The organism is Jeotgalibacillus sp. 10bf12 (assembly GCF_055597105.1).
Map to the genome: position 1 here is coordinate 3,024,767 of NZ_CP200276.1, position 24,615 is coordinate 3,049,381.

At 42.4% G+C, this 24,615-nt stretch carries 19 protein-coding genes and 1 other annotated feature; of the genes, 7 read left to right on the forward strand and 12 right to left on the reverse strand.

The window, feature by feature from the left end; translation table 11 throughout:
• Window positions 1-17: 17 nt before the first annotated feature.
• Window positions 18-1,859, reverse strand: coding sequence for a sensor domain-containing diguanylate cyclase (locus DH10bf12_RS15780; RefSeq protein ID WP_471736202.1), 1,842 nt, complete (start codon window positions 1,857-1,859; stop codon window positions 18-20).
• A 462-nt stretch (window positions 1,860-2,321) separates the two neighbouring features.
• Here DH10bf12_RS15780 and rpsD point away from each other — a divergent pair, with 462 nt between their 5' ends.
• Window positions 2,322-2,924 carry a 30S ribosomal protein S4 gene (gene rpsD / locus DH10bf12_RS15785; protein ID WP_471736203.1) on the forward strand — a complete coding sequence of 201 codons (603 nt, stop codon included), beginning with the start codon at window positions 2,322-2,324 and terminating at the stop codon, window positions 2,922-2,924.
• A 197-nt stretch (window positions 2,925-3,121) separates the two neighbouring features.
• Window positions 3,122-4,285 carry a DUF4317 domain-containing protein gene (locus tag DH10bf12_RS15790; protein WP_471736204.1) on the forward strand — a complete coding sequence of 388 codons (1,164 nt, stop codon included), beginning with the start codon at window positions 3,122-3,124 and terminating at the stop codon, window positions 4,283-4,285.
• 38 nt (window positions 4,286-4,323) lie between these two features.
• On the opposite strand, the gene DH10bf12_RS15795 is transcribed toward DH10bf12_RS15790, so the two are convergent.
• Together DH10bf12_RS15795 and tyrS are read right to left on the reverse strand one after the other, a co-directional pair.
• On the reverse strand, window positions 4,324-5,844 hold the full coding sequence (locus DH10bf12_RS15795; RefSeq protein ID WP_471736205.1) for an FAD-dependent oxidoreductase: 1,521 nt from the start codon (window positions 5,842-5,844) through the stop codon (window positions 4,324-4,326).
• 287 nt (window positions 5,845-6,131) lie between these two features.
• Complete coding sequence (gene tyrS, locus DH10bf12_RS15800; protein ID WP_471736206.1) at window positions 6,132-7,394, reverse strand: tyrosine--tRNA ligase; 1,263 nt, start codon at window positions 7,392-7,394, stop codon at window positions 6,132-6,134.
• Between the two features lie 63 nt (window positions 7,395-7,457).
• Window positions 7,458-7,670 (reverse strand) — a binding site (T-box leader).
• A 188-nt stretch (window positions 7,671-7,858) separates the two neighbouring features.
• On the opposite strand from tyrS, the gene DH10bf12_RS15805 reads away from it, so the two are divergent.
• The gene (locus tag DH10bf12_RS15805) at window positions 7,859-10,843 is read left to right on the forward strand and encodes a transglycosylase domain-containing protein (RefSeq protein WP_471738253.1); all 2,985 of its coding nucleotides are present in this window, start codon (window positions 7,859-7,861) and stop codon (window positions 10,841-10,843) included.
• Between the two features lie 92 nt (window positions 10,844-10,935).
• Here DH10bf12_RS15805 and acsA read toward each other — a convergent pair whose 3' ends face one another.
• Entirely contained in the window at window positions 10,936-12,654 is a 1,719-nt protein-coding gene (acsA, locus tag DH10bf12_RS15810; RefSeq protein WP_471736207.1) for an acetate--CoA ligase, read from the reverse strand.
• A 381-nt stretch (window positions 12,655-13,035) separates the two neighbouring features.
• On the opposite strand from acsA, the gene DH10bf12_RS15815 reads away from it, so the two are divergent.
• From DH10bf12_RS15815 to DH10bf12_RS15825, 3 genes are read left to right on the forward strand one after another with little or no spacing between them, the layout of a single operon-like run.
• The gene (locus DH10bf12_RS15815; RefSeq protein WP_471736208.1) at window positions 13,036-13,668 is read left to right on the forward strand and encodes a GNAT family N-acetyltransferase; all 633 of its coding nucleotides are present in this window, start codon (window positions 13,036-13,038) and stop codon (window positions 13,666-13,668) included.
• A 12-nt stretch (window positions 13,669-13,680) separates the two neighbouring features.
• Window positions 13,681-14,328, forward strand: coding sequence for an acetoin utilization AcuB family protein (locus DH10bf12_RS15820; protein WP_471736209.1), 648 nt, complete (start codon window positions 13,681-13,683; stop codon window positions 14,326-14,328).
• Window positions 14,298-15,491, forward strand: coding sequence for an acetoin utilization protein AcuC (locus tag DH10bf12_RS15825; RefSeq protein WP_471736210.1), 1,194 nt, complete (start codon window positions 14,298-14,300; stop codon window positions 15,489-15,491). The genes DH10bf12_RS15820 and DH10bf12_RS15825 overlap by 31 nt, the downstream gene beginning before the upstream one ends.
• A 16-nt stretch (window positions 15,492-15,507) precedes the next feature.
• Here the strand turns inward: DH10bf12_RS15825 and motS are convergent, their stop codons facing one another.
• The 4 genes from motS to DH10bf12_RS15845 all read right to left on the reverse strand — a co-directional run bounded on the left by motS (window position 15,508) and on the right by DH10bf12_RS15845 (window position 19,400).
• Window positions 15,508-16,230 (reverse strand): flagellar motor protein MotS, encoded by a 723-nt coding sequence (motS, locus tag DH10bf12_RS15830; protein ID WP_471736211.1) that lies wholly within the window; start codon window positions 16,228-16,230, stop codon window positions 15,508-15,510.
• Complete coding sequence (locus DH10bf12_RS15835; protein WP_471736212.1) at window positions 16,217-17,026, reverse strand: MotA/TolQ/ExbB proton channel family protein; 810 nt, start codon at window positions 17,024-17,026, stop codon at window positions 16,217-16,219. Before DH10bf12_RS15835 ends, motS begins: the two co-directional genes overlap by 14 nt.
• A 120-nt stretch (window positions 17,027-17,146) precedes the next feature.
• The gene (ccpA, locus tag DH10bf12_RS15840) at window positions 17,147-18,145 is read right to left on the reverse strand and encodes a catabolite control protein A (protein ID WP_471736213.1); all 999 of its coding nucleotides are present in this window, start codon (window positions 18,143-18,145) and stop codon (window positions 17,147-17,149) included.
• A 175-nt stretch (window positions 18,146-18,320) separates the two neighbouring features.
• On the reverse strand, window positions 18,321-19,400 hold the full coding sequence (locus DH10bf12_RS15845) for a bifunctional 3-deoxy-7-phosphoheptulonate synthase/chorismate mutase (RefSeq protein WP_471736214.1): 1,080 nt from the start codon (window positions 19,398-19,400) through the stop codon (window positions 18,321-18,323).
• Between the two features lie 203 nt (window positions 19,401-19,603).
• Between DH10bf12_RS15845 and DH10bf12_RS15850 the strand changes: the two genes are divergently transcribed.
• Window positions 19,604-21,733 (forward strand): cell division FtsA domain-containing protein, encoded by a 2,130-nt coding sequence (locus DH10bf12_RS15850; RefSeq protein ID WP_471736215.1) that lies wholly within the window; start codon window positions 19,604-19,606, stop codon window positions 21,731-21,733.
• A 32-nt stretch (window positions 21,734-21,765) separates the two neighbouring features.
• Here DH10bf12_RS15850 and ytxJ read toward each other — a convergent pair whose 3' ends face one another.
• From ytxJ to murC, 4 genes are all read right to left on the reverse strand, one after another.
• Window positions 21,766-22,086 carry a bacillithiol system redox-active protein YtxJ gene (gene ytxJ, locus DH10bf12_RS15855; RefSeq protein WP_471736216.1) on the reverse strand — a complete coding sequence of 107 codons (321 nt, stop codon included), beginning with the start codon at window positions 22,084-22,086 and terminating at the stop codon, window positions 21,766-21,768.
• Between the two features lie 24 nt (window positions 22,087-22,110).
• Window positions 22,111-22,524 carry a YtxH domain-containing protein gene (locus DH10bf12_RS15860; protein WP_471736217.1) on the reverse strand — a complete coding sequence of 138 codons (414 nt, stop codon included), beginning with the start codon at window positions 22,522-22,524 and terminating at the stop codon, window positions 22,111-22,113.
• A gap of 21 nt (window positions 22,525-22,545) precedes the next feature.
• A complete protein-coding gene (locus DH10bf12_RS15865) occupies window positions 22,546-23,031 on the reverse strand; it encodes a DUF948 domain-containing protein (protein ID WP_471738254.1) in 486 nt (161 codons plus the stop codon).
• A 162-nt stretch (window positions 23,032-23,193) separates the two neighbouring features.
• Window positions 23,194-24,501, reverse strand: a complete 1,308-nt coding sequence (murC, locus tag DH10bf12_RS15870; RefSeq protein WP_471736218.1) for a UDP-N-acetylmuramate--L-alanine ligase — start codon at window positions 24,499-24,501, stop codon at window positions 23,194-23,196.
• Window positions 24,502-24,615 lie beyond the last annotated feature (114 nt).

Genomic DNA, 24,615 nt, shown 5'->3' on the forward strand with positions numbered 1-24,615 from the left:
GCATATATACAGCCCTTTCATAATCGCATAATCTGATCTGACTCTCTTTTTAAGCAGACAACCCGGTTTTTACCGGTGTTCTTCGCTTTATATAACGCAATATCTGCACGTCTGACTACACTGATCATCTGGTCAGGTACATCCCTCGTCCAACTGGAGACACCGCATGAAACCGTTACTTCCGGATCTGTTACATGCAGGATCGTTTCTCTCAGATTTTCTGTTAATATTCCCCCATCATGAAGTGACATATTACTGAAGTAGATGGCCAGTTCCTCTCCACCCCACCTTGCAGCAACACTGTGATCGTTTTGATACGACATCAAGTGTTTTGCAACCTGAATAATCACCTGATCACCTACCTGATGGCCATGAGTGTCATTTACCTGTTTAAAATCGTCTATATCAATCAGGATAAATACACCGTGATGATCCCTGGTCATCGAGTGCTCCACAAACTGGTCCAGATAGTGCCTTGCGTAAAGACCTGTCATGTGATCACGGTTGATCATTTCTTCCATTTCCATTCGCAGCATGGCATTTACAAGGGCCAGAGCTGAGTGATGGACAATCGATTTAAAAAGCTTGTACATTTCAAAAGAGAACGCATAGGAATCCCTGTGCAGTACGATACAAAAGCCTTTTACCTGGTCATGATGAATCATTGGCACTGCAATTAATGAACGGTATCCCGCCTCTAACTCACAGTCAGACATGTATACACCATCTGTACCCTCTAAAAGCTGCTGTTTCACGTTTTCAATGTAAACCCGGCCCGCTTCCGTCTCAAAAAATGCTGTACTACCTTCAACAACTCTCCATTGTTCATCATCAACCCAGATAAAACCAGTTTCATCCGGGTTTAATGCTTTTTGAATCTGCACTGTCAACACACTCATCATGTCTTTCATCTTAAGATTTGCATTCAACTCATGTGACAGGTCATTAATTAGTTTTAAATCATTAATCAGCTGCCTCGATTGCATATAAAGCTTTGCATTCTCAAGCGCATGACCTGCAGTGGTTGAAAGCACTTTGATAAATTCGACTTCGTGTTTTTTTAGTGGTTTTTCAGTTTTCCCCTCCGTTTTCAGTAAACCGTATACACCCTGTTTACCTTTTAACGGAGAATACATAATGGTTCGATTCCCCTGATCATCAATGGTTACTTCAGAAGAAACAAATGCATGTATAAGCGCCTCGTTATCAGATTGATAATCCAGATATTCAATTGGTAGACCCTTTTCCACACCCTGATCATCTGAAAGAATTAATGTGAATTTATAATGATAAAACGTGTTCTTTAATGAATGAATGATTTTTGCAAGCACCTGGGACACATTCATATGCGAATTAAATGCCTTTGTGACATCAAAAAGTTCATGATATCTTTTTCTCTCTTCAGCTGTAATCAACATTCTTCTGACATTCTGATAGAGAACTGCAGTATCACAGGCTAAAAAGGAAACCATTACAGTATCTTTTGTCCATACAGCTTCAGGCTTGGGTCTGATTGCAATAACGCCCATCAGATCGGATTTTTCATAACACGGGATTAAAATATCCCCCTGCTTTAAAAATGCCTGATTATCTTTTAAAATATGGTACGGCTGATCCTTAAGATGGCTCATAATGCTTTTATCTAATGGTTCCTCTTTTGTCAGCGTTTCATCATATTTATATAATTGTGTGCCGTCCTTATATAGATAAAAGGTTTCTTCTACGTCAAAATGTTCTTTTAAAAGGTCCGATAACTGACGATACCAGTGTCTGATGGAACTCTCACTCGACATTGAATGTGCCAGAATATCAAATACCCCAGCCTTATAACGGTCCATAAACGGTTTCAGCGAATCCATTTTTTCACCTTCGTCTCTTATGTATTAAATATAACTGCTTCATTATATATTTTTCAGATATTTACAAATATTAATTATAGCATAATGCAACTTATTTACTACACTCACAACTCTCTTTTCGTAACAGACTTTTCAGCAATTATTTCCGCAGAAAATGCCATTGTCCTTATATAAACCCTGCTTAGGTATGTCTTGTTTTGTCTTTTGATCTTGTTATAATCTGATCATGTATTTCACCAGTAGTGGTTGACAGAAAGCTTTATAAATTGTATGATGTTCTTTGTGTAAAATAATGCAGCCTTTTGTGAACACATGAATGTCTCATTTTGTTCCTATTGTTTGTAGGTGCATCGCGTAACCCCTGCTGCAGGGCGATGGTGCAAGATAACAAAATGGGTATTGATGGTTTATCACATGGTTTTTATTTTACAACAAAATAAAAACACAAGGAGGAGTCAAATTATGGCTCGTTATACAGGTCCATCTTGGAAACTGTCTCGTCGTCTTGGTGTTTCACTAAGCGGCACTGGTAAAGAATTAGAAAAGCGTCCTTACGCTCCGGGTCCTCACGGTCCTACTCAGCGTAAAAAACTATCTGAATATGGTCTTCAGCTTCAAGAGAAGCAGAAGCTTCGTCACACTTACGGCGTAACTGAGCGTCAGTTCCGTAACCTATTCGACAAAGCAGGTAAACTACCTGGCCGTCATGGTGATAACTTCATGATCCTTCTTGAAGCTCGTCTTGACAACCTAGTATACCGTCTTGGTCTTGCTCGTACTCGTCGTCAGGCGCGTCAGCTTGTAAACCACGGTCACATTCTAGTTGATGGTTCACGCGTTGACATTCCGTCATACAGCGTTAAGCCAGGACAATCAATCAGCCTTCGTGAAAAGTCACAGAAGCTGAATATCGTTCAGGAAGCAATTGAGCTTAACAGCTTCACTCCTGAATATGTATCTTTCGATGCTGATAAGCTTGAAGGTTCATTCACTCGCTTCCCAGAGCGTAACGAATTAGCTGCTGATATCAACGAAGCACTAATCGTAGAATTCTACTCTCGTTAATTCTGAAAGACCGGGATTAACAAACATAAAGCCCCTGAAATGTGTAACAGCATTTCAGGGGCTTTTCTGATTGTCTAAACCGGGCGGGCTGGTGGACTCCGGATACTGCTGCGAAATAATAATGAGCCATCAAACATTTCCAGGCTACTTATGTTAATATGATGTAGCGTAAAATATCACCCTTAGGAGTGAACATAGTGGATAAGAAAGATGTAGCAAATATTCGTAAACAATTAAAAACAGATAATGACCTGCTCAGGATTTCAGATATATTTAATGTGTATATTATGAAGGAATCGACAGATATTTATCACTATCAAAGGCAGCCTTTTGAAATGCTGGACAGTGATCAGCAGGAACTGTTTATGAATAATTTTAAAAAAGTACTCACCGGTCAAATGAATGAGAAGCTATTCGAACTAAAGTTCAAGCGTGATGCTGAAAACAGCAGTCAGCTGATTTTACATAAAGGGTTACTGGGTGAAGGAGAAGACTGGCAGGAACAGATGCTTCAGATGACAGAAAAAATGATTCAGAACCCTTTCGAAAAGGATATCGTCATTACCTTTATCCGCGGTGAATATATGAAGCCGACAAAAAAGCGGAGTGAAGAATCTGAAGAAAGCAGCCGCGATACCGTATACTCCCATCCGTTTACTCTATGTACTATTAATAAAACAGAAGAGCCGAAAAAAGAAATTCAGTTTGATTATATCGAAAAAGAATTTAAATATAAGGTCGAAGTCGATCCTGTTATAGATTTGAAAAATCCAATGACCGGCTTTTTATTCCCGTGTATTACAAACCACGCTTCTGACGTGAATCATGTATTATACGCAGCGCCAAAAGCAAATGAACCGGATTTTCATTTTATAGAAGAGGTATTGAACGGAGAAGAAATCATGACTGCGCAGGAAGATAAAGCAGTATTTGAAGAAGTAATTAAAAGCGTCGTCGGTGACCGTCTTTCCCCTTCTACGCTTGCAAAAGTATATAGTGAAATCAACACAACAATTGAAGAGAACGAAGAAGACGAGCCGCCAAAGCTTGATTATAAGGATGTTGAACGCGTACTGACAAACAGCGGTGAAAAGGTTGAAGGAGATAAGGTAAAAGAAGCCTTCCAGCTGATCACTGATAATGAAGGATATGAATTAAAAGCCGGCAGTATTGTGCCGAAATACAAAACAAAGTCGATTAAAATCCAGACCATGATCGCAAATATTTCCATCAGCCCGCAGGATCTTCAATATGTCAGACAGGTCAATTATAAAGGAAAGCGATGTATTATGATTGAGATTGAGGAAGATGCAGAGATTGACGGGTTTAAGATGCTGCCTGAAGCGTTTGGAGAAGAATAATAGAGAATTGAAAAATCCCGCAAAAATGCGGGATTTCTTTATTTTTTCTTTAAAGGTGTGACAGCAGGACCTTCCAGTACAGCACCGTCAAATGAGAATCTCGACCCGTGGCACGGGCAGTCCCATGAACGTTCATCCTGATTCCACGCACATTCACAGCCCATATGCGTACATGTAATATCCACTTTATGAAGCTTACCTTCTTCATCCCGATAGGCTCCGGTTTTGCCGCTGTTGTCTTTAATAATTCCGCCTTCCCCGCTTAGGATATCTTCCTCTGTTTTGCCAGGGCTTTTCAGCTTTCCTTTAACAAGCTCTGCTCCTACATTGGCATTCTCACTGACAAAGGTACCGATAGATGAGGATACATCGTGATCAGCAGGGTTGAACAGTTCCTGAAAACGATTATGTTTATGGGTAATTAAATCTTTAATCACATGTGCAGCCGCTGTTCCACCTGTCATGCCCCATTTCCTAAAACCTGTTGCAATGTATATGTGGTCATGATGACCTGTCACAAGCCCCGCGTATGGAATCCCGCTCACTGTATATAAATCCTGTGAAGACCATCTGTATTTAAAGTCCGTTACACCGAATTTTGCTTTGGCAAATGACTCCAATCGCTGATATCTGCTGCCTTCAATATCATTTTGACCGGTCTTATGACCTTCCCCTCCTATGATTAATAGCTTCTGTCCATCCTTATAAGGAGTCGTTCTGATCGATTTCGTCGGATGTTCAGCGCTGATATACATGCCTTCTGCAAAGGAATCATCCACGATCGCGGCTGAGGTATAAGAGCGTTCAGGTTTGAGCCTGGAAAAATAGAGACCTTTAAAATCAACAAAAGGAAAGTGAGTCGCTGCAATCAATTTTTTTGCTTTAATTACGTACCCATCTTCAGTTGTAGCTTCTACCCCATTACTGTGTTCATCAGCATCGAGTAATCTGGTTTTTTCATAAATTTTTCCTCCGAGCTTGATATATTCACCCAACAGCGCTTTTAAATATTTGACCGGGTGAAATTGAAACTGATTCGGCATTTTTAAAACTGCTGCTGCACCGATATCATAAGGCATTTCATCTGTGAATTCCCCATCGATGCCAAGTGTCTGATAAGCTTTCCATTCCTTTTCAAGCTGTTCCGGCTGATCAATCGTGTAGATACCTGCTTCCTGGATACTGAAATCACAGTCAATCCCGTGCTCACTGATCTGCTGCTTCATCCAGTTCATTGCTTCTGTATTTGCATCGTAATACAGCTTTGCTTTTTCCTTTCCATGTTGAGAAAGAAATTGATCATATACCATTCCATGCTGAGCTGTTACTTTTGCCGTTGTATAGCCTGTTGTGCCCTGCAATACCCGGTTTGCATCTGCAATTGTTACTTTAAATCCTTCTTTCACCAGCAGCAGCCCTGCTGTGATACCGGCCATTCCGGCTCCTGCAATCAGAATATCTGTCTCATGGTTGTCAGTAAGCTTTTCTGCATCAGGTACGCCGTCTTCGAGCCAGTATGACTGATTGATAATATATTGATCGATAAATGATTCTCCCATTTAAAACCCTCCTTTATTCAATAGTACTAACATTTCCTTCCACTTGGTTTTTTAAACAATGGTCCTATCAAATACTGGCTGCTGATTTCCGCTTCAGGGGTACGCTTTCTGTCGCCGGGCGGTGAGCCCGCAGGCTTCGCCATGCCTGGTCTCACACGTCCCTTCCTGCCAATGGAGCCGCCCCCTGCAGCGAGAATCAGCAGCTGTGCGAATATTAAATTTTCAATTCATATTTATATTAATCAAAAATAAAAAGCACCCGATTTTTAATCGGATGCTTTTAAGGGTTATGCGTATTGAATCATAAAGTATTTTTTCTTACCACGGCGGATGATGGTGAATGCGTTGTCGAGTCTGACTGAGGCGTCAAGATCAAAACCTAGGTCCTGTACTCTTTCACCATTAATGTATACTGCACCATTTGTGACGTCTTCACGTGCCTGACGTTTTGAAGATGAGATTTTGGCATCTACCAGTACGTCAACCAGGTTAATGGATTTTCCTTCTTCTATCTGATGAGTCGGTACATCTTTGAATCCTTCTCGGATCTCAGCACTGCTCAGTGATTTCAGATCTCCGCTGAATAGCGCTGCTGTAATTCTTTTTGCCTGATCGAGTGCATCTTCACCGTGGATCATTTTTGTCATTTCTTCAGCAAGTGCTTTTTGAGCGGCACGCAGATGCGGTTCTTCCTGTACTGCTTTTTCAAGTCCTTCAATCGTTTCTTTATCAAGGAACGTGAAGAACTTCAGGTATTTTACGACATCAGCATCAGTTGTGTTGATCCAGAACTGGTAAAACTCATAAGGTGACGTCTTCTCAGCATCAAGCCATACCGCTCCACCTTCTGTTTTACCGAACTTGGTACCGTCAGCTTTAGTTACGAGCGGAATTGTCATACCAAAAGCTTTTGCATCTTCATCATTCATTTTACGGATCATCTCTAGACCCGTTGTAATATTCCCCCACTGATCACTGCCGCCGATCTGCAGCTTACAGTTAAACTCTTTGTATAAATGGTTAAAATCCATTGCCTGAAGGATTGTGTAAGTGAATTCCGTGTATGAAATACCTGTTTCAAGACGTGATGAAATCGTATCTTTTGCAAGCATGTAGTTCACACCAATATGTTTTCCGTAATCACGCAGGAATGTAATCATGTCAATTTGACCGATCCAGTCCATGTTGTTTACCATAATTGCTTTATTGTCACCTTCAGCAGTATAGAGTTTTTCAAGCTGCTTCTTAATGGCTTCAACATTATACTCAACCTGCTCACGTGTCTGAAGCTGACGTTCTTCTTTCTTTCCGCTTGGATCTCCGATTTGGCCGGTCGCTCCGCCTACCAGTACGACCGGACGGTGACCGTACTCCTGAAATCTTTTCATCGTTAAGAATGGCAGCAGGTGACCGATATGCAGACTGTCTGCTGTCGGGTCGGCTCCACAGTATAGTGATACTGATTCCTTTTCAAGCAGTTCCTTCATACCTGCTTCATCCGTCTGCTGATAAATAATACCGCGCCACTGTAAATCCTGTAATAAGTCCATGTTGTTTCCTCCTTCAGTCAATTCGATCAAACAAAAAACGCATAAAAAATCCCTTGCAATTTATGCAGGGACGCTTCTATGCGTGGTACCACCCAGCTTAAGAAGAGATGTTCTCTTCCTCACTTCATTGATATAACGGATCACTCCGGTTTCCCAGCTAAGGGAGAACTGCTCCAAGAATGTAATTCGATCACCTGTCGTAGCGGTTTGCAGCAACCACCGCTTCTCTGAATGTACGGATCAGGATCTCTACTTCGTTCTTTTCGAGGCATTTACATATGTGCTTTAATAAAGATAGTTTTAGCACAAATAAATTTCATCTGTCAAGTAGTTGTTTGACTCTCTCAATCTCTTTAAATTTACATTTCAGCTTTATAAAATATGTTATAATCGTAAGGATGCTGCAAGGAGGATGATCTATATTGTCAGACCAAAATAAATCATTTCGTGAGCGGATTGCCGGACTGAGCGAAGCCTCGAACCGGATCGGATTGCCACGGAAGCTGCATACGTCGTACCAGGTTTTCTGGAACTTATTATTATTACTTTTAATTTTCATTGTAATAGGTGCCGCATTTGCCGGTGGCGTGGGTGCAGGATACTTTGCTTCTCTTGTAAAAGATGAAGAGGTCCAGTCACAAGAGTCACTAGAACAAAATATTTATAATTATACCGAAACATCAGATCTGTATTTTGCAAATGATGTCTATCTCGGAAAGATCAGAACCGACCTTGAGAGAGATGAAGTTGCACTTGAAGATGTTTCCCCAATGCTGATTGATGCAGTGATCGCAACTGAGGATGAGTACTTTATGGAGCATGATGGCGTTGTGCCAAAAGCAATCATGCGTGCGATTTTTCAGGAAGTGACAAATGCTGCCAACCAGACTGGTGGTAGTACATTAACACAGCAGCTGATTAAAAATCAGGTGCTGACAAATGAAGTTTCTTTTGATCGTAAAGCAAAAGAAATTCTGCTCGCACTCAGAGTTGAAAGATTCTTTGAAAAAGACGAGATTCTGGAAGCTTACCTGAATGTTGCTGATATGGGTAGAAATGCTTCCGGTCGTAATATTGCCGGCGTTCAGACGGCTGCACAGGGACTGTTTGGTGTTAACGCAAGCGAATTAACATTACCGCAGGCTGCATTTATTGCTGGACTCCCGCAGGCACCCTTTGGTTATACACCATTTACAAATGGTGGTGAATTAAAGGAAGATGCCGGCTTGCAGCCTGGACGCGAACGTAAGAATGAAGTACTTTCACGTATGCTCAGAGACGGAGCGATTACACAGGAAGAGCACGATGAGGCCGTAGCATATGATTTAACACAGGATTTTGTGGAACCAAGGTCAGGTGCACTTGAACGTTATCCATATGTGACAGAAGAACTTGAGCGCCGTGCACAGGATATCCTGATGTATATGCTCGCTGAAAAAGACGGTTATTCTGAAGCGCAGGTTGACGCAAGTCAGACGCTTTTCGAGAAGTATTCTGTATTAGCCGCAAGAGACATGCGTCAGAACGGTTACCAGATACACTCAACGATTGATAAAGAAGTCTATGACAAGATGGAAGAAGTCAAAAATAATTACACACGTTTCGATGTTGAAAGAGAAGGCGAAGAATGGGACGCTGAAGAAGGACGCTTTGTACCTGTCATGGAACAGGAACAGGTCGGAACGGTTCTGATGGAGAATGCGACTGGAAAGATCATCAGCTTTACAGGTGGCCGTGATCATGAGAGAAACAGCCTTAATCATGCCACACAGTCATTCAGATCAAGTGGATCAACGATTAAGCCTTTAGCTGTATATGCTCCAGCGATTGAATATGGATTGATTGGTGCCGGGTCTCCATTAGCGGACGTTGCATTTACAGGTCCTGGCGGATGGTCACCGAATAACTTCGTTGTTGGGAGAGAATACGGATTAATTCCTGCAAGAACAGCTCTTGCTGCATCGCATAACTTATCTGCTGCAAGATTATACGGAAGAATGCTGCAGACTGGTTATAATCCGGGAGAATTTCTTGAAGTTGTAGATCCACAGGGAATCGATGACGTAGAATACAGCTATCCCGCATTTTCACTTGGTGGTATGGAAAGAGGAATCACAGTTGAAGAAAACGTTTCTGCCTATGCTGCAATCGCAAACTATGGTCAGTACAATGAACCATATATGATCGAAAGAATCGTTGACAGAGATGGAAATGTTGTATTCGAACATGAATCTGAATCTAAAGAAATGTTCTCAGCTGCAACTTCGTATGTGACCCTCGATATGATGAGAGACACTTTAACGTCGATCGGATCCGGACGAACTGCACCGGGATATCTGAATTTTTCTACTGACTGGGCCGGTAAATCCGGAACGTCTCAGGACACGAAAGACAACTGGTTTATCGCTGCTAATCCTGAAGTAACATTTGGATTATGGCTTGGGTATGATACTCCAAAAACGTTAAGAGATCAAAGCTCAGTCCGCGCAATAAACCTTTGGGCATTCATGATGAATAGCGTAAACGAAGTCAGAACAGAAATGATTGATCCGGAATACAGCTTCCAGCAGCCTGAAGGCGTTGTAAGCCGGTCATTCTGTACGTTTACAGGATTACCAGCAGGCCAGGCATGTTCTGCTGCTGGATTAGTCACATCCGACTTGTTTACAACGGCATGGAGTCCTTCCGGGGAAGAAGCCGGACTTGAGACTTCTAAATATGTTACAAGAAATGGTCAGCGTTATATTGCGCTTGATTCAACACCGGATGAGTTTTCATCTACCGGTGCGATCTTAAGCCCTGACTTTGCTGATGAAATGTTATTCCCTTATGGTGGAGATGCTTCTAAATTATTCCCTGAGAATAACAGTTTCTTCGATAACATGCTTGTCGCTGATAACACATTAAATGATGATGGGTCAAATCCATCACCAGTTACTGCAAGCACATCAGGCACTACACTCAGCTGGACAAATTCCGGCAGTGGAGATGTAATTGGGTATCGGATTTATTCAGGATCAAGAGTCGTCACCATCAGTCAGTATGATGATAACAATTCTAAGACACTTCCTGCCGGAACTTATGAAGTTGTGGCAGTTGATGTAGCAGGCAAAGAATCTGCAAGATCAAATGAAGTGAGAATTGGTGCTGAACCGGATCCAGAACCTGCCGAACCTGCTGAACCGGAAGATAACAGTAATGAAAACAGTGGCAATACAAACAGCAATGGTAACGGAAACGGTAATAGTAATGGTAACAGCGGTGGCAATGGGGGTGGAAGTACTCCTCCGGCTGAGGAAGAAGAACCTCCTGCTGAAGAGGAACCTCCTGCTGAAGAAGAGCCTCCGGCTGAGGAAGAACCTCCGGCTGAGGAAGAAGAACCTCCTGCCGATGAAGAACCTCCGGCTGAAGAGGATCCTGAAGAAGAGGATCCTGAAGAAGGAAACTAAGGTAAACAATACGTGAACCAGGATTGCACCAGCAATCCTGGTTTTTTCATATAAAAGATCCGTCCTGTTAACAGAACGGATCTTTTACTCTATTAATCTTCCATTGTTGATAAATCGCCAGTTGGCAGATCAAGTTCCCATGCTTTTAATACGCGACGCATAATCTTACCGCTCCGTGTCTTAGGCAACTTATCTTTAAACTCAATTTCTCTCGGCGCTGCATGCGCAGAAAGACCTTTTTTAACGTGTTGTCTGATTTCTTCCTTCAATTCATCACTAGCTTCATAGCCTTCACGAAGCGCAATGAACGCTTTAATAATTTCACCACGTACCGGGTCAGGTTTTCCGATCACGCCTGCTTCAGCGATCGCTGGGTGTTCTACAAGCTTACTTTCTACTTCGAACGGCCCCACACGTTCACCTGAAGTCATAATCACATCGTCAATTCTGCCCTGGAACCAGAAGTATCCATCTTCGTCCTGATAAGCAGAATCCCCTGATACATACCAGTCACCCGGCATGAAATAAGATTCATACTTTTCTTTATTGTTCCAGATGGTATTCATCATGGATGGCCAGCCTTTTTTAAGCGCCAGGTTCCCCATGCGATTAGGTGGCAGCTTGTTACCCTGGTCATCTACAATTGCTGCTTCTACGCCTGGTACAGGTCTACCCATCGATCCCGGGCGGATTTCCATTGCCGGATAATTACAGATCATCTGTCCACCGGTTTCAGTCATCCACCATGTGTCATGAATACGATGATTAAATACCTTCATACCCCATCTGATTACTTCCGGATTAAGCGGCTCTCCAACGCTCAGTACGTGACGGAGGTTAGAAAAGTCATATTTTTTAACCAGCTCATCCCCTGCTCCCATCAACATACGGAATGCTGTCGGAGCACTGTACCACACTGTAACTTCATAGTCTTCAAGTGTCTGATACCACGCCTCAGGGCTGAAGCGGCCCCCCACGATCACAGAGGTTGTTCCAGTGAGCCACGGTCCAAAGATACCGTAAGATGTTCCTGTTACCCAGCCCGGGTCAGCAGTACACCAGTAAATGTCATTGTCTTTTAAATCAAGCACCCATCTTGCAGTCTGATAATGCTGCAGCATCGCACGCTGTACGTGCAGCACCCCTTTTGGTTTACCTGTTGAACCTGATGTATAATGCAGAATCAATCCATCATCATGTTCAAGCCACTCAATATCAAATGAACGGGGAGCCTCACTGAAATGTTGATTGAAATCGATGTATTTACCTTCTTCATTCACGTCATCGCCAACAACGACCACATGCTTCAGGTCAGGCAGTTCGTCCACCGGAATTCTATCAAGCAGTTCAGGTGTTGTAATAATTGCTTTTGCCCCGCTATCTTCAAGACGGTCTCTGACTGCTCCTTCCATAAACGCTTCAAAGAGCGGGCCGACAATGGCACCGATTTTAAGTGCGCCGAGCAGTGCAAAATACAGTTCAGGAGATCTTGGCATAAAGATAAATACTCTGTCTCCTTTTTCGATATCCGCCTGGCTTTTCAGTACATTTGCTGCCTTATTCGTCATTTCTTTCATTTCTCTGAACGTATATTTTTCATTTCGATTAGCATCGCGATAATACAATGCGATTTTGTTCTTTTTATCCCCTTCAGCATGACGGTCGATTGCTTCATACGCCATATTGATCTTGCCTGTATGATGCCATGAAAATTCCTTTTCTACCTCACTCCAGTCGAATGTCTCAACTGCAGATTCATAGTTTTGAAGATTGTAATCTCCTTTAACTGCTGGTAGCGCTTCCAATTTCATATTATCTTCCCCCTATGTACAAGTTCTTTTACAGTATAGTACACTTCCAATATTATCTCAATTTTTTTAATATTCACTTTTACAAATTCTTCTTTCACAATACTACGGTAAAGCTGGCTGATGCTTCCCGCTCCAGAGAGACGCTTTCCGCGGACGAATAGTCAAGCCTCCTTGAGCATAAAACTATTGCTCTGCGTGGTATTTCGCGATCGTTTTTTCACACGATTCGCCCTTCTCCGCTCTAATTATCAGCTGAGAAAAAACAAAAGCAGGCACGCTCGAAAAAGCAATAACCAATTCTCTTCTCCTTTTTGTTGAAAGCGCTTTTATAATTAGGGTATGCTGTATAGTAGGACTACTATGAAATGTAGGTGACAGCAAATGGACCATCCGAAAATTTACAATGCAAAAGAACTGAAAACAGCAAAAGGTGCGATTATGATTGAAGGACCAGTTTCAAAGGATCAACTCGCATCAATGGAATTTCACGAAGACCTCGTTGCGTTCAGGGTACCTGAGCAGCAGCATAAAGCACTGATTGAAATTGCAGGATTACCTGAAGGCAGAATTATCATTGCAAGGGATCATAATACAATTGTTGGTTATGTAACTTACCTCTATCCTGACCCGCTCGAAAGATGGTCTCAGGGAAAAATGGATGATCTGATTGAACTCGGTGCGATTGAAGTGATTCCAAAATACCGTGGGGCTTCTGTAGGTAAAAATCTGCTCAGGGTTTCAATGATGGATGATGCAATGGAAGATTATATCGTGATTACAACTGAATATTACTGGCACTGGGATTTAAAAGGAACCGGTCTTAATGTATGGGACTACCGAAAAATAATGGAAAAAATGATGAATGCCGGCGGGCTTGAATATTATGCCACGGATGATCCTGAAATCAGCTCTCACCCTGCAAACTGTCTGATGGCCCGGATTGGCAAACGTGTGGATCCTGAATCTATACAAAAGTTTGATCAGCTCAGATTCATGAATCGATTTATGTACTAGGAGGAATGACCAGTGATCATTGAAGATATGATGGTGCGTGATGTACATACACTTGCGCCGGACGCTACCTTAAGTGAAGCGATTGAATTGATGAGCAATGAAAAAGTCCGGCATCTTCCTGTAACGGATGTGACCGGAAAAGTTGTAGGCATCATCACCGACAGAGATATTAAAGAATTCTCACCCTCTCCTTTTCAGACAGCAGACAGTAAAGCACTTTATGAGACTAAGCTGCTTGATATTATGACAACACCAGTCATAACAGGGCATCCACTTGATTTTGTTGAAGAAGTAGCGGTTACATTTATGGAGGAAAAAATCGGCTGTCTGCCGATCGTCAGTGAAGATAAATTGGTCGGAATGATTACTGAAACAGATATCCTTCATACGCTTGTTCAATTAACCGGAGCAACACAGCCCGGCTCTCAGATTGAGGTGAAAGTCCCGAATAAACAGGGCATGCTGTATGAGGTTGCAGGTATTATCCGTAAAAATCATTCCAATATTCATTCAGTGCTGGTCTATCCGGACCGGCAAGATGAAAAGTATAAAGTGTTAGTATTCCGCGTACAAACAATGAATCCAATGTCCGTCATTGAAGATTTACGCGAAGAAGGGCATGAAGTTTTATGGCCAAACCTTCCAAGTTCTCCACTGTAGAAAAAGATGCAGTTTTTATCTATTCTGATGATCTATTAAACTATCGTTTTTCTGAAGATCATCCATTTAATCAGAAAAGACTGCAGCTGACACTTGATTTGTTAAAATTTTCAGGGGCTATTTCTGATTCGGACATTATCCCGCCCCGATTAGCAACCGATGAAGAGCTGGCACTGGTTCATGATTCATCTTATATTGAAGCGGTCAAACTGGCTGGTAAAGGTGAATTACCGAGAGAAAAAGCAGAGAATTTCGGACTTGGTACGGAAGATACACCTGTTTTTAAGGATATGCATGAGGCAAGTGCCAGACTGGTCGGTGGTACGCTAACTGCCGTTGATATGGTCATGGAAGGAAAAGCGCTGCATGCACTAAACCTTGGCGGCGGATTGCATCATGGATTCAGAGGAAAAGCTTCAGGATTTTGCATTTACAATGACAGCTCAGTGGCAATCCGTTATATGCAGGAAAAATACAATGCCAGAGTTCTCTATGTTGATACTGATGCCCACCATGGGGACGGTGTACAGTGGTCTTTCTACGATGACCCTACCTCCTGTACGTTATCTTTGCATGAGACCGGGCGATATCTGTTCCCTGGCACAGGTGCTGTAAATGAGCGTGGACACGGAAAAGGTTATGGATGTGCGTTTAATATTCCATTGGATGCTTTTACTGAAGATGATTCTTTCCTTGCAGCATATGAGCGTTCTTTCAGGGAAGTCATTGAGTTCTTTAAGCCTGATGTGATCCTGACGCAGAACGGTGCAGATGCACATTGCCTTGACCCTCTGACTCATTTGTCTTCCACGATGAGAATATACGAAGAAATACCTAAGCTTGCTCATGAATTGGCACATGAGTATTGCGATGGAAAATGGATTGCTGTAGGTGGTGGCGGGTATGACATCTGGCGTGTTGTGCCAAGGGCATGGTCACGGGTTTGGATGGAAATGAGCGGAAATTATCCTGATTCAGGAACGCTCCCCGAAGAATGGATTGAAAAGTGGCAAGGTGCTTCACCTGTTCCATTAATCAAAACATGGCGTGATCCTGAAGGCGTTTATAAAGCCATACCACGTAAAAAAGAAATTAGTGAAAAGAATGCCCAGACAGTAGAAAAGGCATTATATCCGCTTCAGAAATCGAAAAACCAGGGATAAGCTTCCCTGGTTTTTTTTATTGTGATTCATTTTCATTCAGGTATTGATTTAAAATGACAATTTCCACTCTTCTGTTCATTGCCCAGCCTTCAGGACCATCGTTCTCAGCGACAGGTCTTGTATCACCGTATCCGACCGCTGCAAAACGCTCTGAGCTGATCTCATATCTCTCCTGCAAGTATCTCACCATGCTGCTCGCTCTGGCACCTGAGAGTTCCCAGTTCGAAGGATAAACAGCTGTCTGAATCGGACGGTTATCTGTATGCCCCTCTATCCGGACAAAGTTAGGAATGTCTTCAAGAAGATTTCCTACCTTCTGAAGCACCGGCTCTGCTTCAGCAAGCAGTTCAGCACGGCCTGAGTCAAATAGAACCTGCTCCTGCAGGGTAATCACAACGCCACGATCCGTCTGGGACGCTGTAACCTGATCAGTCAGGTCATTCTCAAGCAGGAATGAATTGATATCCTGATAGAGTGTCTGCAGCTCCTGATCTTCTCTGATCTCGTCTTCAAGCCACTCCTCATCAAACGGAATGACTGAATCTGACTGATCAAATACCCCCTGGTTTTTAAAAGCCTGGGAAATGGAATCGAACTTCGCACTATCTACCTGTGAGATTGAAAATAATAAAATAAAGAATACGAGAATCAGCATCATAAAATCTGCAAAAGTAACTATCCATTTAGGCGTATTATTTTCCGGAGAATTGACTGAAACAAAACGTTTACGCCTTGCCATTTGACTGTGCCTCTTTTAAATAAGGGATGACCCTGTCAGATTCAGAAAGGTAAACAGATAGCTGCTCCTCAAGTACTCTGGGGTTCTGACCATGGTGAACACCAATGACACCGTCGATCATTGCCTGCTTCATAAAGATTTCTTTTTCTGTTTTCTGTGCAAGTTTACTTGCAATTGGATGAAACACCAGGTTAGCGAGAAGCACGCCATAAAAAGTTGTCAGTAATGCAATCGCCATATTCGGTCCGATTGCTGAAGGATCATTTAACTCCTGCAGCATCAGTACAAGACCAATCAGCGTACCAAGCATTCCCCAGGCCGGTGCATAATCTCCGGCTTTTTCAATCATTCTTCTATTGCGCTTATGCCTTTCTTCGAGTGATTGAATTTCAGCTTCAAGGATCTCAGTAATCGTGTCACTTTCCACTCCATCAATCGCAAGGTATACCCCTTTTTTCATAAATGGATCTTTAATATCCTCAAGCTCTCTTTCGAGTGAAAGCAACCCTTCTCTTCTGGCGATTTCAGCAAGTCTGATAAAGAGACTCACAACTTCTTTGACGTCAGCTGGCTGCTGTTTAAACGCCTGGAACATGACAATCAGGATTCTCTTTAATTCGCTTACAGGGAATGTGACTGTTAGTGCAGCCATTACGCCCCCAACCACAATCAAGAGAGACGGCAGGTGAAAGAAGAATGAAAATCCATCTGACCCGCTGTTCCATAAAATCGCTCCGGCAATTAATAGTATCCCCGCTATAACGCCAACAGGTGTTAAAGCATCAAAACGTTTCATTGTCTAAACTCCCCATCATTTTAATAAAAGCCAGCCGGAAAACCCCGACCGGCTCGAATGTACATATTCTCTATTAGATATATCGACTGTAGGTAATAAAATGTTAAGGAGTAATCACAATTATTTCGTAGACTGTCTCTCTTCAATTCTGTGAGGAAGGACGACAGTCTGATCGTCAATGGATTCTTTATTCATCAGCTTTGTTAAGAGACGCATTGCTACAGCTCCAATATCATAAAGCGGCTGTACAACAGATGTCAGCTGCGGGCGTACCATTAATGCGAGCTTCGTATTATCAAAGCTCATTACTTCAACGTCATCAGGAATGTTCAGTCCTTCATCCTGCGCACCGTGTACGACGCCCAGTGCCATTTCATCATTTCCGACAAAAATCGCTGTCGGCTTCTGATCAAGTTCACGAAGCTTCGCCCAAGCATCAAGCCCACTGTCGTAAGTATAGTCACCTTCAAATACGAAATCCTCATTATAAGTAAGACCATTGTTTTCGAGCGCAGCTTTGTATCCTTCAAGTTTCATTGAACGGTTAATGGTATCGTGGAACGGACCGCTGACAAAAGCAACATGCTTGTGGCCTTTTTCGATCAGTGATGACACTGCATCCACGGAAGCCTGATAATAATCAATATTAACTGAAGGTGTCTGATTTGTTTCCTCTACAGAACCTGCAATAACGATTGGCACTGGTGAGCGCTGGAATTCAGCTACGTGCTCTTCCGTAATACGGCCACCCATAAATACAATACCATCCACCTGCTTACCAAGCATTGTATTCAAAAGGTGAAGTTCTTTTTCTTCGTTCTGATCTGAGTTGCTCAGAATGATATTGTACTTATACATTGTCGCAATGTCTTCAATTCCGCGTGCAAGTTCAGCGAAAAAGATATTTGAAATATCAGGAATGATTACGCCGACGGTTGTTGTCTTTTTACTTGCAAGACCTCGCGCTACAGCGTTTGGACGGTATCCAAGTCGTTCGATTACTTCAAGTACCTTTTTTCTTGTTGCGGGTTTTACATTCGGGTTTCCATTTACTACACGGGAAACAGTTGCCATAGAGACGTTAGCTTCACGCGCTACATCATAAATTGTTATGTTCATTGACAGCACTCCTTTGATCCATTTTCACTTATTTTCATTTTACACGAAAAATCCTTTAAAACGAACTAATAACTTAGTATTGCTCAATTACCCTATCATACTCGACTGATAAGGCGCTTTCAACAAAATCAAAAAAAATCTGAAGCTTTGTGACAAAGCTTCAGATTTTGTTCAATTATTTAGCATGTACACCCAGGTATTCCTGAATCGCATTCCAGAAATGATCAAATTGCTCGAAGTTCATCTGCTGGGCAGAATCTGATAGCGCAACCGCTGGATCAGGATGCACTTCAGCCATCACGCCGTCAGCTCCTACAGCAAGTGCTGCTTTTGCAGTCGGCAGTAACAGGTCACGGCGACCGGTAGAATGCGTTACATCTACGAATACAGGTAAATGCGTTTCCTGCTTCAGAATCGGTACTGCAGAAATATCAAGCGTGTTTCGTGTCGCTTTTTCATACGTACGGATTCCACGCTCACACAGGATAATCTTATCGTTACCCTGCGCCATGATGTATTCAGCAGCATTGACGAATTCATCAATTGTAGCTGACAGACCGCGCTTAAGCAGTACAGGCTTTTTAGATGCACCTGCAGCTTTTAACAGTTCAAAGTTCTGCATGTTACGGGCACCGATCTGGATCACGTCAATGTAATCCGCTGCTTCTTCAATGTGTGCAGGGTTTACAATTTCACTGATCACTGCCAGGTCATGCTTATCTGCTACCTGCTTAAGAATCTGAAGGCCTTCAAGTCCAAGCCCCTGGAAGTCATAAGGTGATGTTCTAGGCTTATATGCGCCGCCACGAAGCAGTTTAAGACCCTTCGCTTTCATTTGCTCAGCTACAGCATCAACCTGCTCAAATGATTCTACCGCACATGGTCCGAAGATAAATTGAGGCGTACCATTACCAATGCTTTCACCTTTCAGCGTTACGACTGTATCTTCATTTTTCTTCTTACGGGATACAAGCAGCGCTTTACGGTGATCATCTTTTTGTAATTCAAGTCCTGCCTTAAAGATCTCTTTAAAAATATGCTCAATGGTAGAATTCAAAAACGGACCTTTGTTATGCTCCTTCAGGAGATCAAGCATTGCTCGTTCACGAACAGGCTCAAAACGGTTCATTCCCTGCTTCTCTTTCACACGTCCAATTTCCTGTACCGTCTCTGCGCGCTGATTAATCAGTTCAAGCAGCTGAAGGTTCATCTCATCTACTTTCTTTCTAAGCTGGTCTAATTCAACATTCGTCATAACAAAACATTCCTTTCATTTGAAAATACCATTGATTGTCTAGCTGTCTTTTCCATCTTTCAGAATTGTGTTACATTTTGATAGAAGGTTTCAGCTGATCAATTGTAGATCATTATATATGATGTTTTTTAAAAAGTCACGTAAAATATTTTATTAATTAAACGCTTTTAAGCGGTAAAGCGTAAAAGGACAGGTGTACAGTTGTGAAAAAACTCTTTGCTTTGGATATCGGAACCCGTTCAATTGTTGGTCTGATCATGGCTGTGGACTCCTCAGGTTATGAGCTGATTGATTATATCCAAAAGGAACATAAGGAACGCGCAATGCTTGACGGTCAGATCCATCACGTCCCGGCAGTCGCTTCACTGATTATAGAAATCAAACAGGAACTTGAAGAAACCCATGGCCCATTAAAAGAGGTCTCTGTAGCAGCAGCCGGAAGGGCATTGAAAACGCAGAGAGCTTCTTATTCAAAAGAAATGCACGCTGATCAAGCAATGACTAGGCAGGATATCTTACATATGGAATTAAGCGCCGTCCAATCTGCTCAGGAAGCTGCTGCAGCGAGTGAAGACAGTCTGCACTATCATTGTGTCGGATATTCAGTGATCCGCTATCAGCTCGATCATCAGGAGATTGGCAGCCTTGAAGACCAGCTTGGAGATCACTCAGGCGTTGAAATCATCGCAACCTTTCTCCCGCGTGTTGTAGTAGAATCACTGCTTGCCTCTCTTCACAGAGCAGGTCTGAAAATGAATGCACTCACGCTTGAGCCGATCGCTGCGATTAATGTACTGATTCCCCCATCTATGCGCAGACTGAATGTAGCACTTGTCGATATTGGTGCAGGCACCTCAGACATTGCCATTACAAATGAAGGTACAGTTACCGCATACGGGATGGTACCATTAGCAGGTGATGAAATTTCAGAAGCACTGAGCGATCACTTTCTTCTAGATTTTAATGCTGCTGAAAAGCTGAAGAAGAATTTGACCGGCTTAGATGAGGAGATTGAGTTTACAGATATACTCGGGTTTACTCAAAAGCTTTCTAAGGAAGAGATTATTAAACAAATTCTCCCGGCAGTTGACCAGCTGGCTGACACTATTTCCAGGGAAATTTTCACCCTGAACCATGAATCATCCCCTAAAGCAGTCATGCTTGTTGGAGGAGGCAGTCTTACACCTGAGCTGACTGAAAAGCTGGCTGAGAAGTTAAACCTTCCGGCAAATAGAGTAGCAATTCGCGGTATTGAAGCAATCCAGGGGCTGAAGCTGAGTCAAAAAACGGCTGTTGGACCTGAACTCGTTACACCTGCCGGCATCGCAATTGCAGCGAATCAAATGCCAATCAACTATATGCCTGTTAAAGTAAATGGACATGATGTCAGGCTGTTTGAAATCAGAGAGCTTACAGCTGGCGATGCAATCCTTTCGGCCGGATTAAGTGTACCAAGACTTTATGGAAAGCCCGGCCTCGCTAAAATGGTAAAAATTAATGGCAGCACCGTCACCCTTCCCGGCACATATGGACTCCCCCCTGTCTTGATGATTAACGGGAAGATCAGCGAATTTAATTCTCCGATACAGGCAAACGATGAGATGATTGTTGAAGCAGGTAAAGACGGGGCAGAATCTACTGTCCGGATAAAAGATTTACTTGAAGAATCCCTGACTCTGGATGTGACAATTAACAGCAGACTTTATCAGATGAAAAGAAAAGCTTTTGTAAATGGCATAGAACGAGATGTTATAACATTGGTTCAGGACCGAGACGACATTACGATTGAACAGAAAATCACTGCAGCTGAAGCATTCTCAAAAGCTGGTATCATCCTTCCCGAATCTGAGAATACATTTTATTTGCGAATCGATGGAAAAGGCATCTATTTTCCTCAGTGGGATGCTGCGTTTTCCCATAACGGTCAGTCCTATCCGCTAAAACAGCTTAATCGTCAGGTCCATCATGGGGATCAGCTATCCTTCTCTCCAGCTCCACTCAGGACTGTTGGAGAATTAAAGAAAACCTTGAATAAAACTGAGAGTACAAGCACCATATATTTTAATAATCAGGAAATTAAGATCTCATCTGCCTCAACTTGTGTGGTGAAAGACGGTGTTATATTGGAGAACCACGAAAAGCTTACATGTGGAGATTCCATAGACATAAAAACAAGTTCAGAAGGCATGATTTTTCAAGACATATTTAACTATGTAGATTGGAGCCCTCCGGCGTCCGCTACAAAGATTGAGATTAAAAAAAATGGGGAAGATTGTGCATTGTCATCTCCAATTATGCCTGGCGACGCACTCGAAATAACGATACATTCATGACAAAATAAAAAGCTGGCCGCAAGGGCCAGCTTTTATTTTGTGAATGCTTCATTCAGCGCTTTTTCAGTGATACGGGAATGAGAAGTATTCCAAACCGGCTGACCATTCTTCACGTGAAAGACCTGTGGTGATTCATGGCGGGTATTGAAAGCTTCTGCAATGTGCGTTGAAGTTTCGCGTGTTTCCTGAATCGGCACGAAAACAACTGTTGCTGTCCCTTTATCCGAAAATGCTTTGCACGCCTGGTAAGCAGCCGTTGAAATCGGGCATGTCAGACTATGCTTTAAAATGAAAAAGTCTTTTTCATTTTGCAGAACTTTATTGAATTGTTCTACACTTGAGATCTTTTCCATCAGGCTCACTCCTTTACTTTAAACCTATCGATTTGTACTGAGTGGCTCATTTGAAGTTGGTGGTGTCAATGGATCTACAGGGTGTACAGTAGGAAGTGATGGATCCTTCGCTGTAACAAGCATTGGAGCCTGCTCCTGAGACTTATCCTTAGAGCGGAATGACTTCACTTTTTCAACTACGCCACTTGACTGATCCTGAACATTTTTTGAAAGTTCTGCTGACTTTTCTTTTGCCAGAGCAGCCATTTCCGAGCTCTTTGTAACAGCCTGGTCTTTCCATTCATATGAACGGTCCTTCAGTCTGCCGGCCTGTGTGTTTAAATCCTGGCGGAGCTCTCCTCCGGATTTAGGTGCCAGAACCAGGGCAGTCACTGCTCCTGCAATACTTCCGATTAATGCGCCAAGTAAAAAGTCTCTTGAGTTCGTGTTTTTTTCCATAACTGATCCTCCTGCATTGTTTTATTTTTGATTTTCATCAACTGGGGGCAATGCGCGCTGAGGTTCAGGGTATTGCTGTTCGCGTGATGTATATTCTTTCTTACGCGTTTTCCACTTATTACGGACTTCCATTGCCACATTGCTCCATTGAACGACCTGAGCAATTTTGTCTTCATTCTGTTCAGCAGTCTGCGTGACAGAATGAGTGATTTTGCCAATTGAGTTATTCAACTGCTGTACATTCGTTCCTACACCTTTAACTGCATCAACAACAGAGTTCAGCTTAGCTGATTTACCCTGGATATCTTCAGCCAGTCCATTTGTTTTATGTAGAAGTTCAGTCGTTTCTGTTGTAATCCCGTCAAGCTGCTTTTGAAGTGCAGCAACTGTGTCTGCCAGACTGTTCAATGTTTTCTTAACTGCATTAAGTGTGACTGCCAGACTAATACATAAAATTAAAAAGCCTCCTGCTGCAAGCAGCGCACTAATATAAAGTAACATTTCCATAATCATTTTCAGCTCCTTTCTATTTATAATTTGGTATTACCCTTACCCCCGGTTACCTAAACGCTCACAGTCCCTATTCTCTAAAGTTCTCCTGATTTCCTTCATAAAATTCAAATTAATCATAAAAAAGAGGCCTGATTAATTCAGACCTCTTTACAATTATCACGATTGATCTTTAATCCAGGCTTCAAAAGCTTCCTGGAATTTCTGTACGTCACCTGCACCCATGAAAAGAAATACGCCGTCTTCATGTTTCCCGAGAACGGATGGATCTTCTACAGCCAGGATCTCTGCACCCTCGATTTTATTCTGAAGGTCTGAAATTGACAGTTTGCCGTGATTTTCACGTGCAGAACCGAAAATTTCGCATAAATAGACATGGTCTGCGCCTTTCAGACAGTCTGCAAACTCTTCAAGAAACGTTTGTGTTCTTGTGAAAGTATGAGGCTGGAAGATTGCAATGATTTCTCGATCAGGATATTTCTTTGAAGCAGAGTCAAGCGTTGCTCTGATTTCAGTTGGGTGGTGCGCATAATCATCGATCAGCGTTCTGCCACCAATATGCTTTTCAGTGAAACGTCTCTTAACGCCGCCAAATGTTTTCAGCTGTTCCTGTACTGCTTCAGTAGAAATGCCTTCATAATGGCACAGTGCAATGACTGATAGCGCATTTAGAATCGTATGATCTCCATACATCGGAATCTCAAATGATGAAAAGTATTCATTTCTAACAAAAACATCAAATGAAGTACCAGTCGGTGAAGTTTCTACATTACGCGCCTGGAAATCATTTTCTTCATTGAATCCATAGAATAAGACAGGCACATTTGCTACAAGGCTCTGAAGATGATCATCATCACCGCAGGCAATAATGCCTTTATTCACCTGTTTTGCCATATCCTGAAACGCTGAAAAGACATCATCAATATCAGCAAAGTAGTCAGGATGATCAAAGTCAATGTTTGTCATAATCATATAATCCGGTGAATAGGAAAGGAAGTGTCTGCGGTACTCGCAGGCCTCGAATACAAAGTATTTGCTGTCTTCATAGCCCTGTCCGGAACCGTCTCCAATCAGATACGAAGTTTTGTCAGCTCCCTGCATCACATGTGCTAATAACCCGGTAGTCGATGTTTTACCGTGAGCACCTGAGACACCTACAGAAATATATTTATTCATAAAATCACCAAGGAATTTATGATACCTGATCAATTCAACTCCCTGGTCATTTGCTGCCTGAATTTCTTCATGATCATCAGGGAAAGCGTTACCGGCAATTACAGTCATATCCGGTTTGATATTTTCCTTGTTAAAAGGCAATATTTCAATGCCTCTCTCTTCCAGAGGCTTTTGTGTAAAAAAGCGCTTTTCAATATCCGATCCCTGTACCTCATGATTCATATCGTGAAGAATTTGAGCAAGGGGACTCATCCCCGATCCTTTAATTCCTACAAAGTGAAAACTTGTCATGGTTGAACCTCCAACAGTCAGCTGCACAAGCAGACTGACAGTATATAATTATCTTTATGATTGGCACATATTTTGTTATTATAACATGTTTTAAAATGCGCACAAATAAACAGT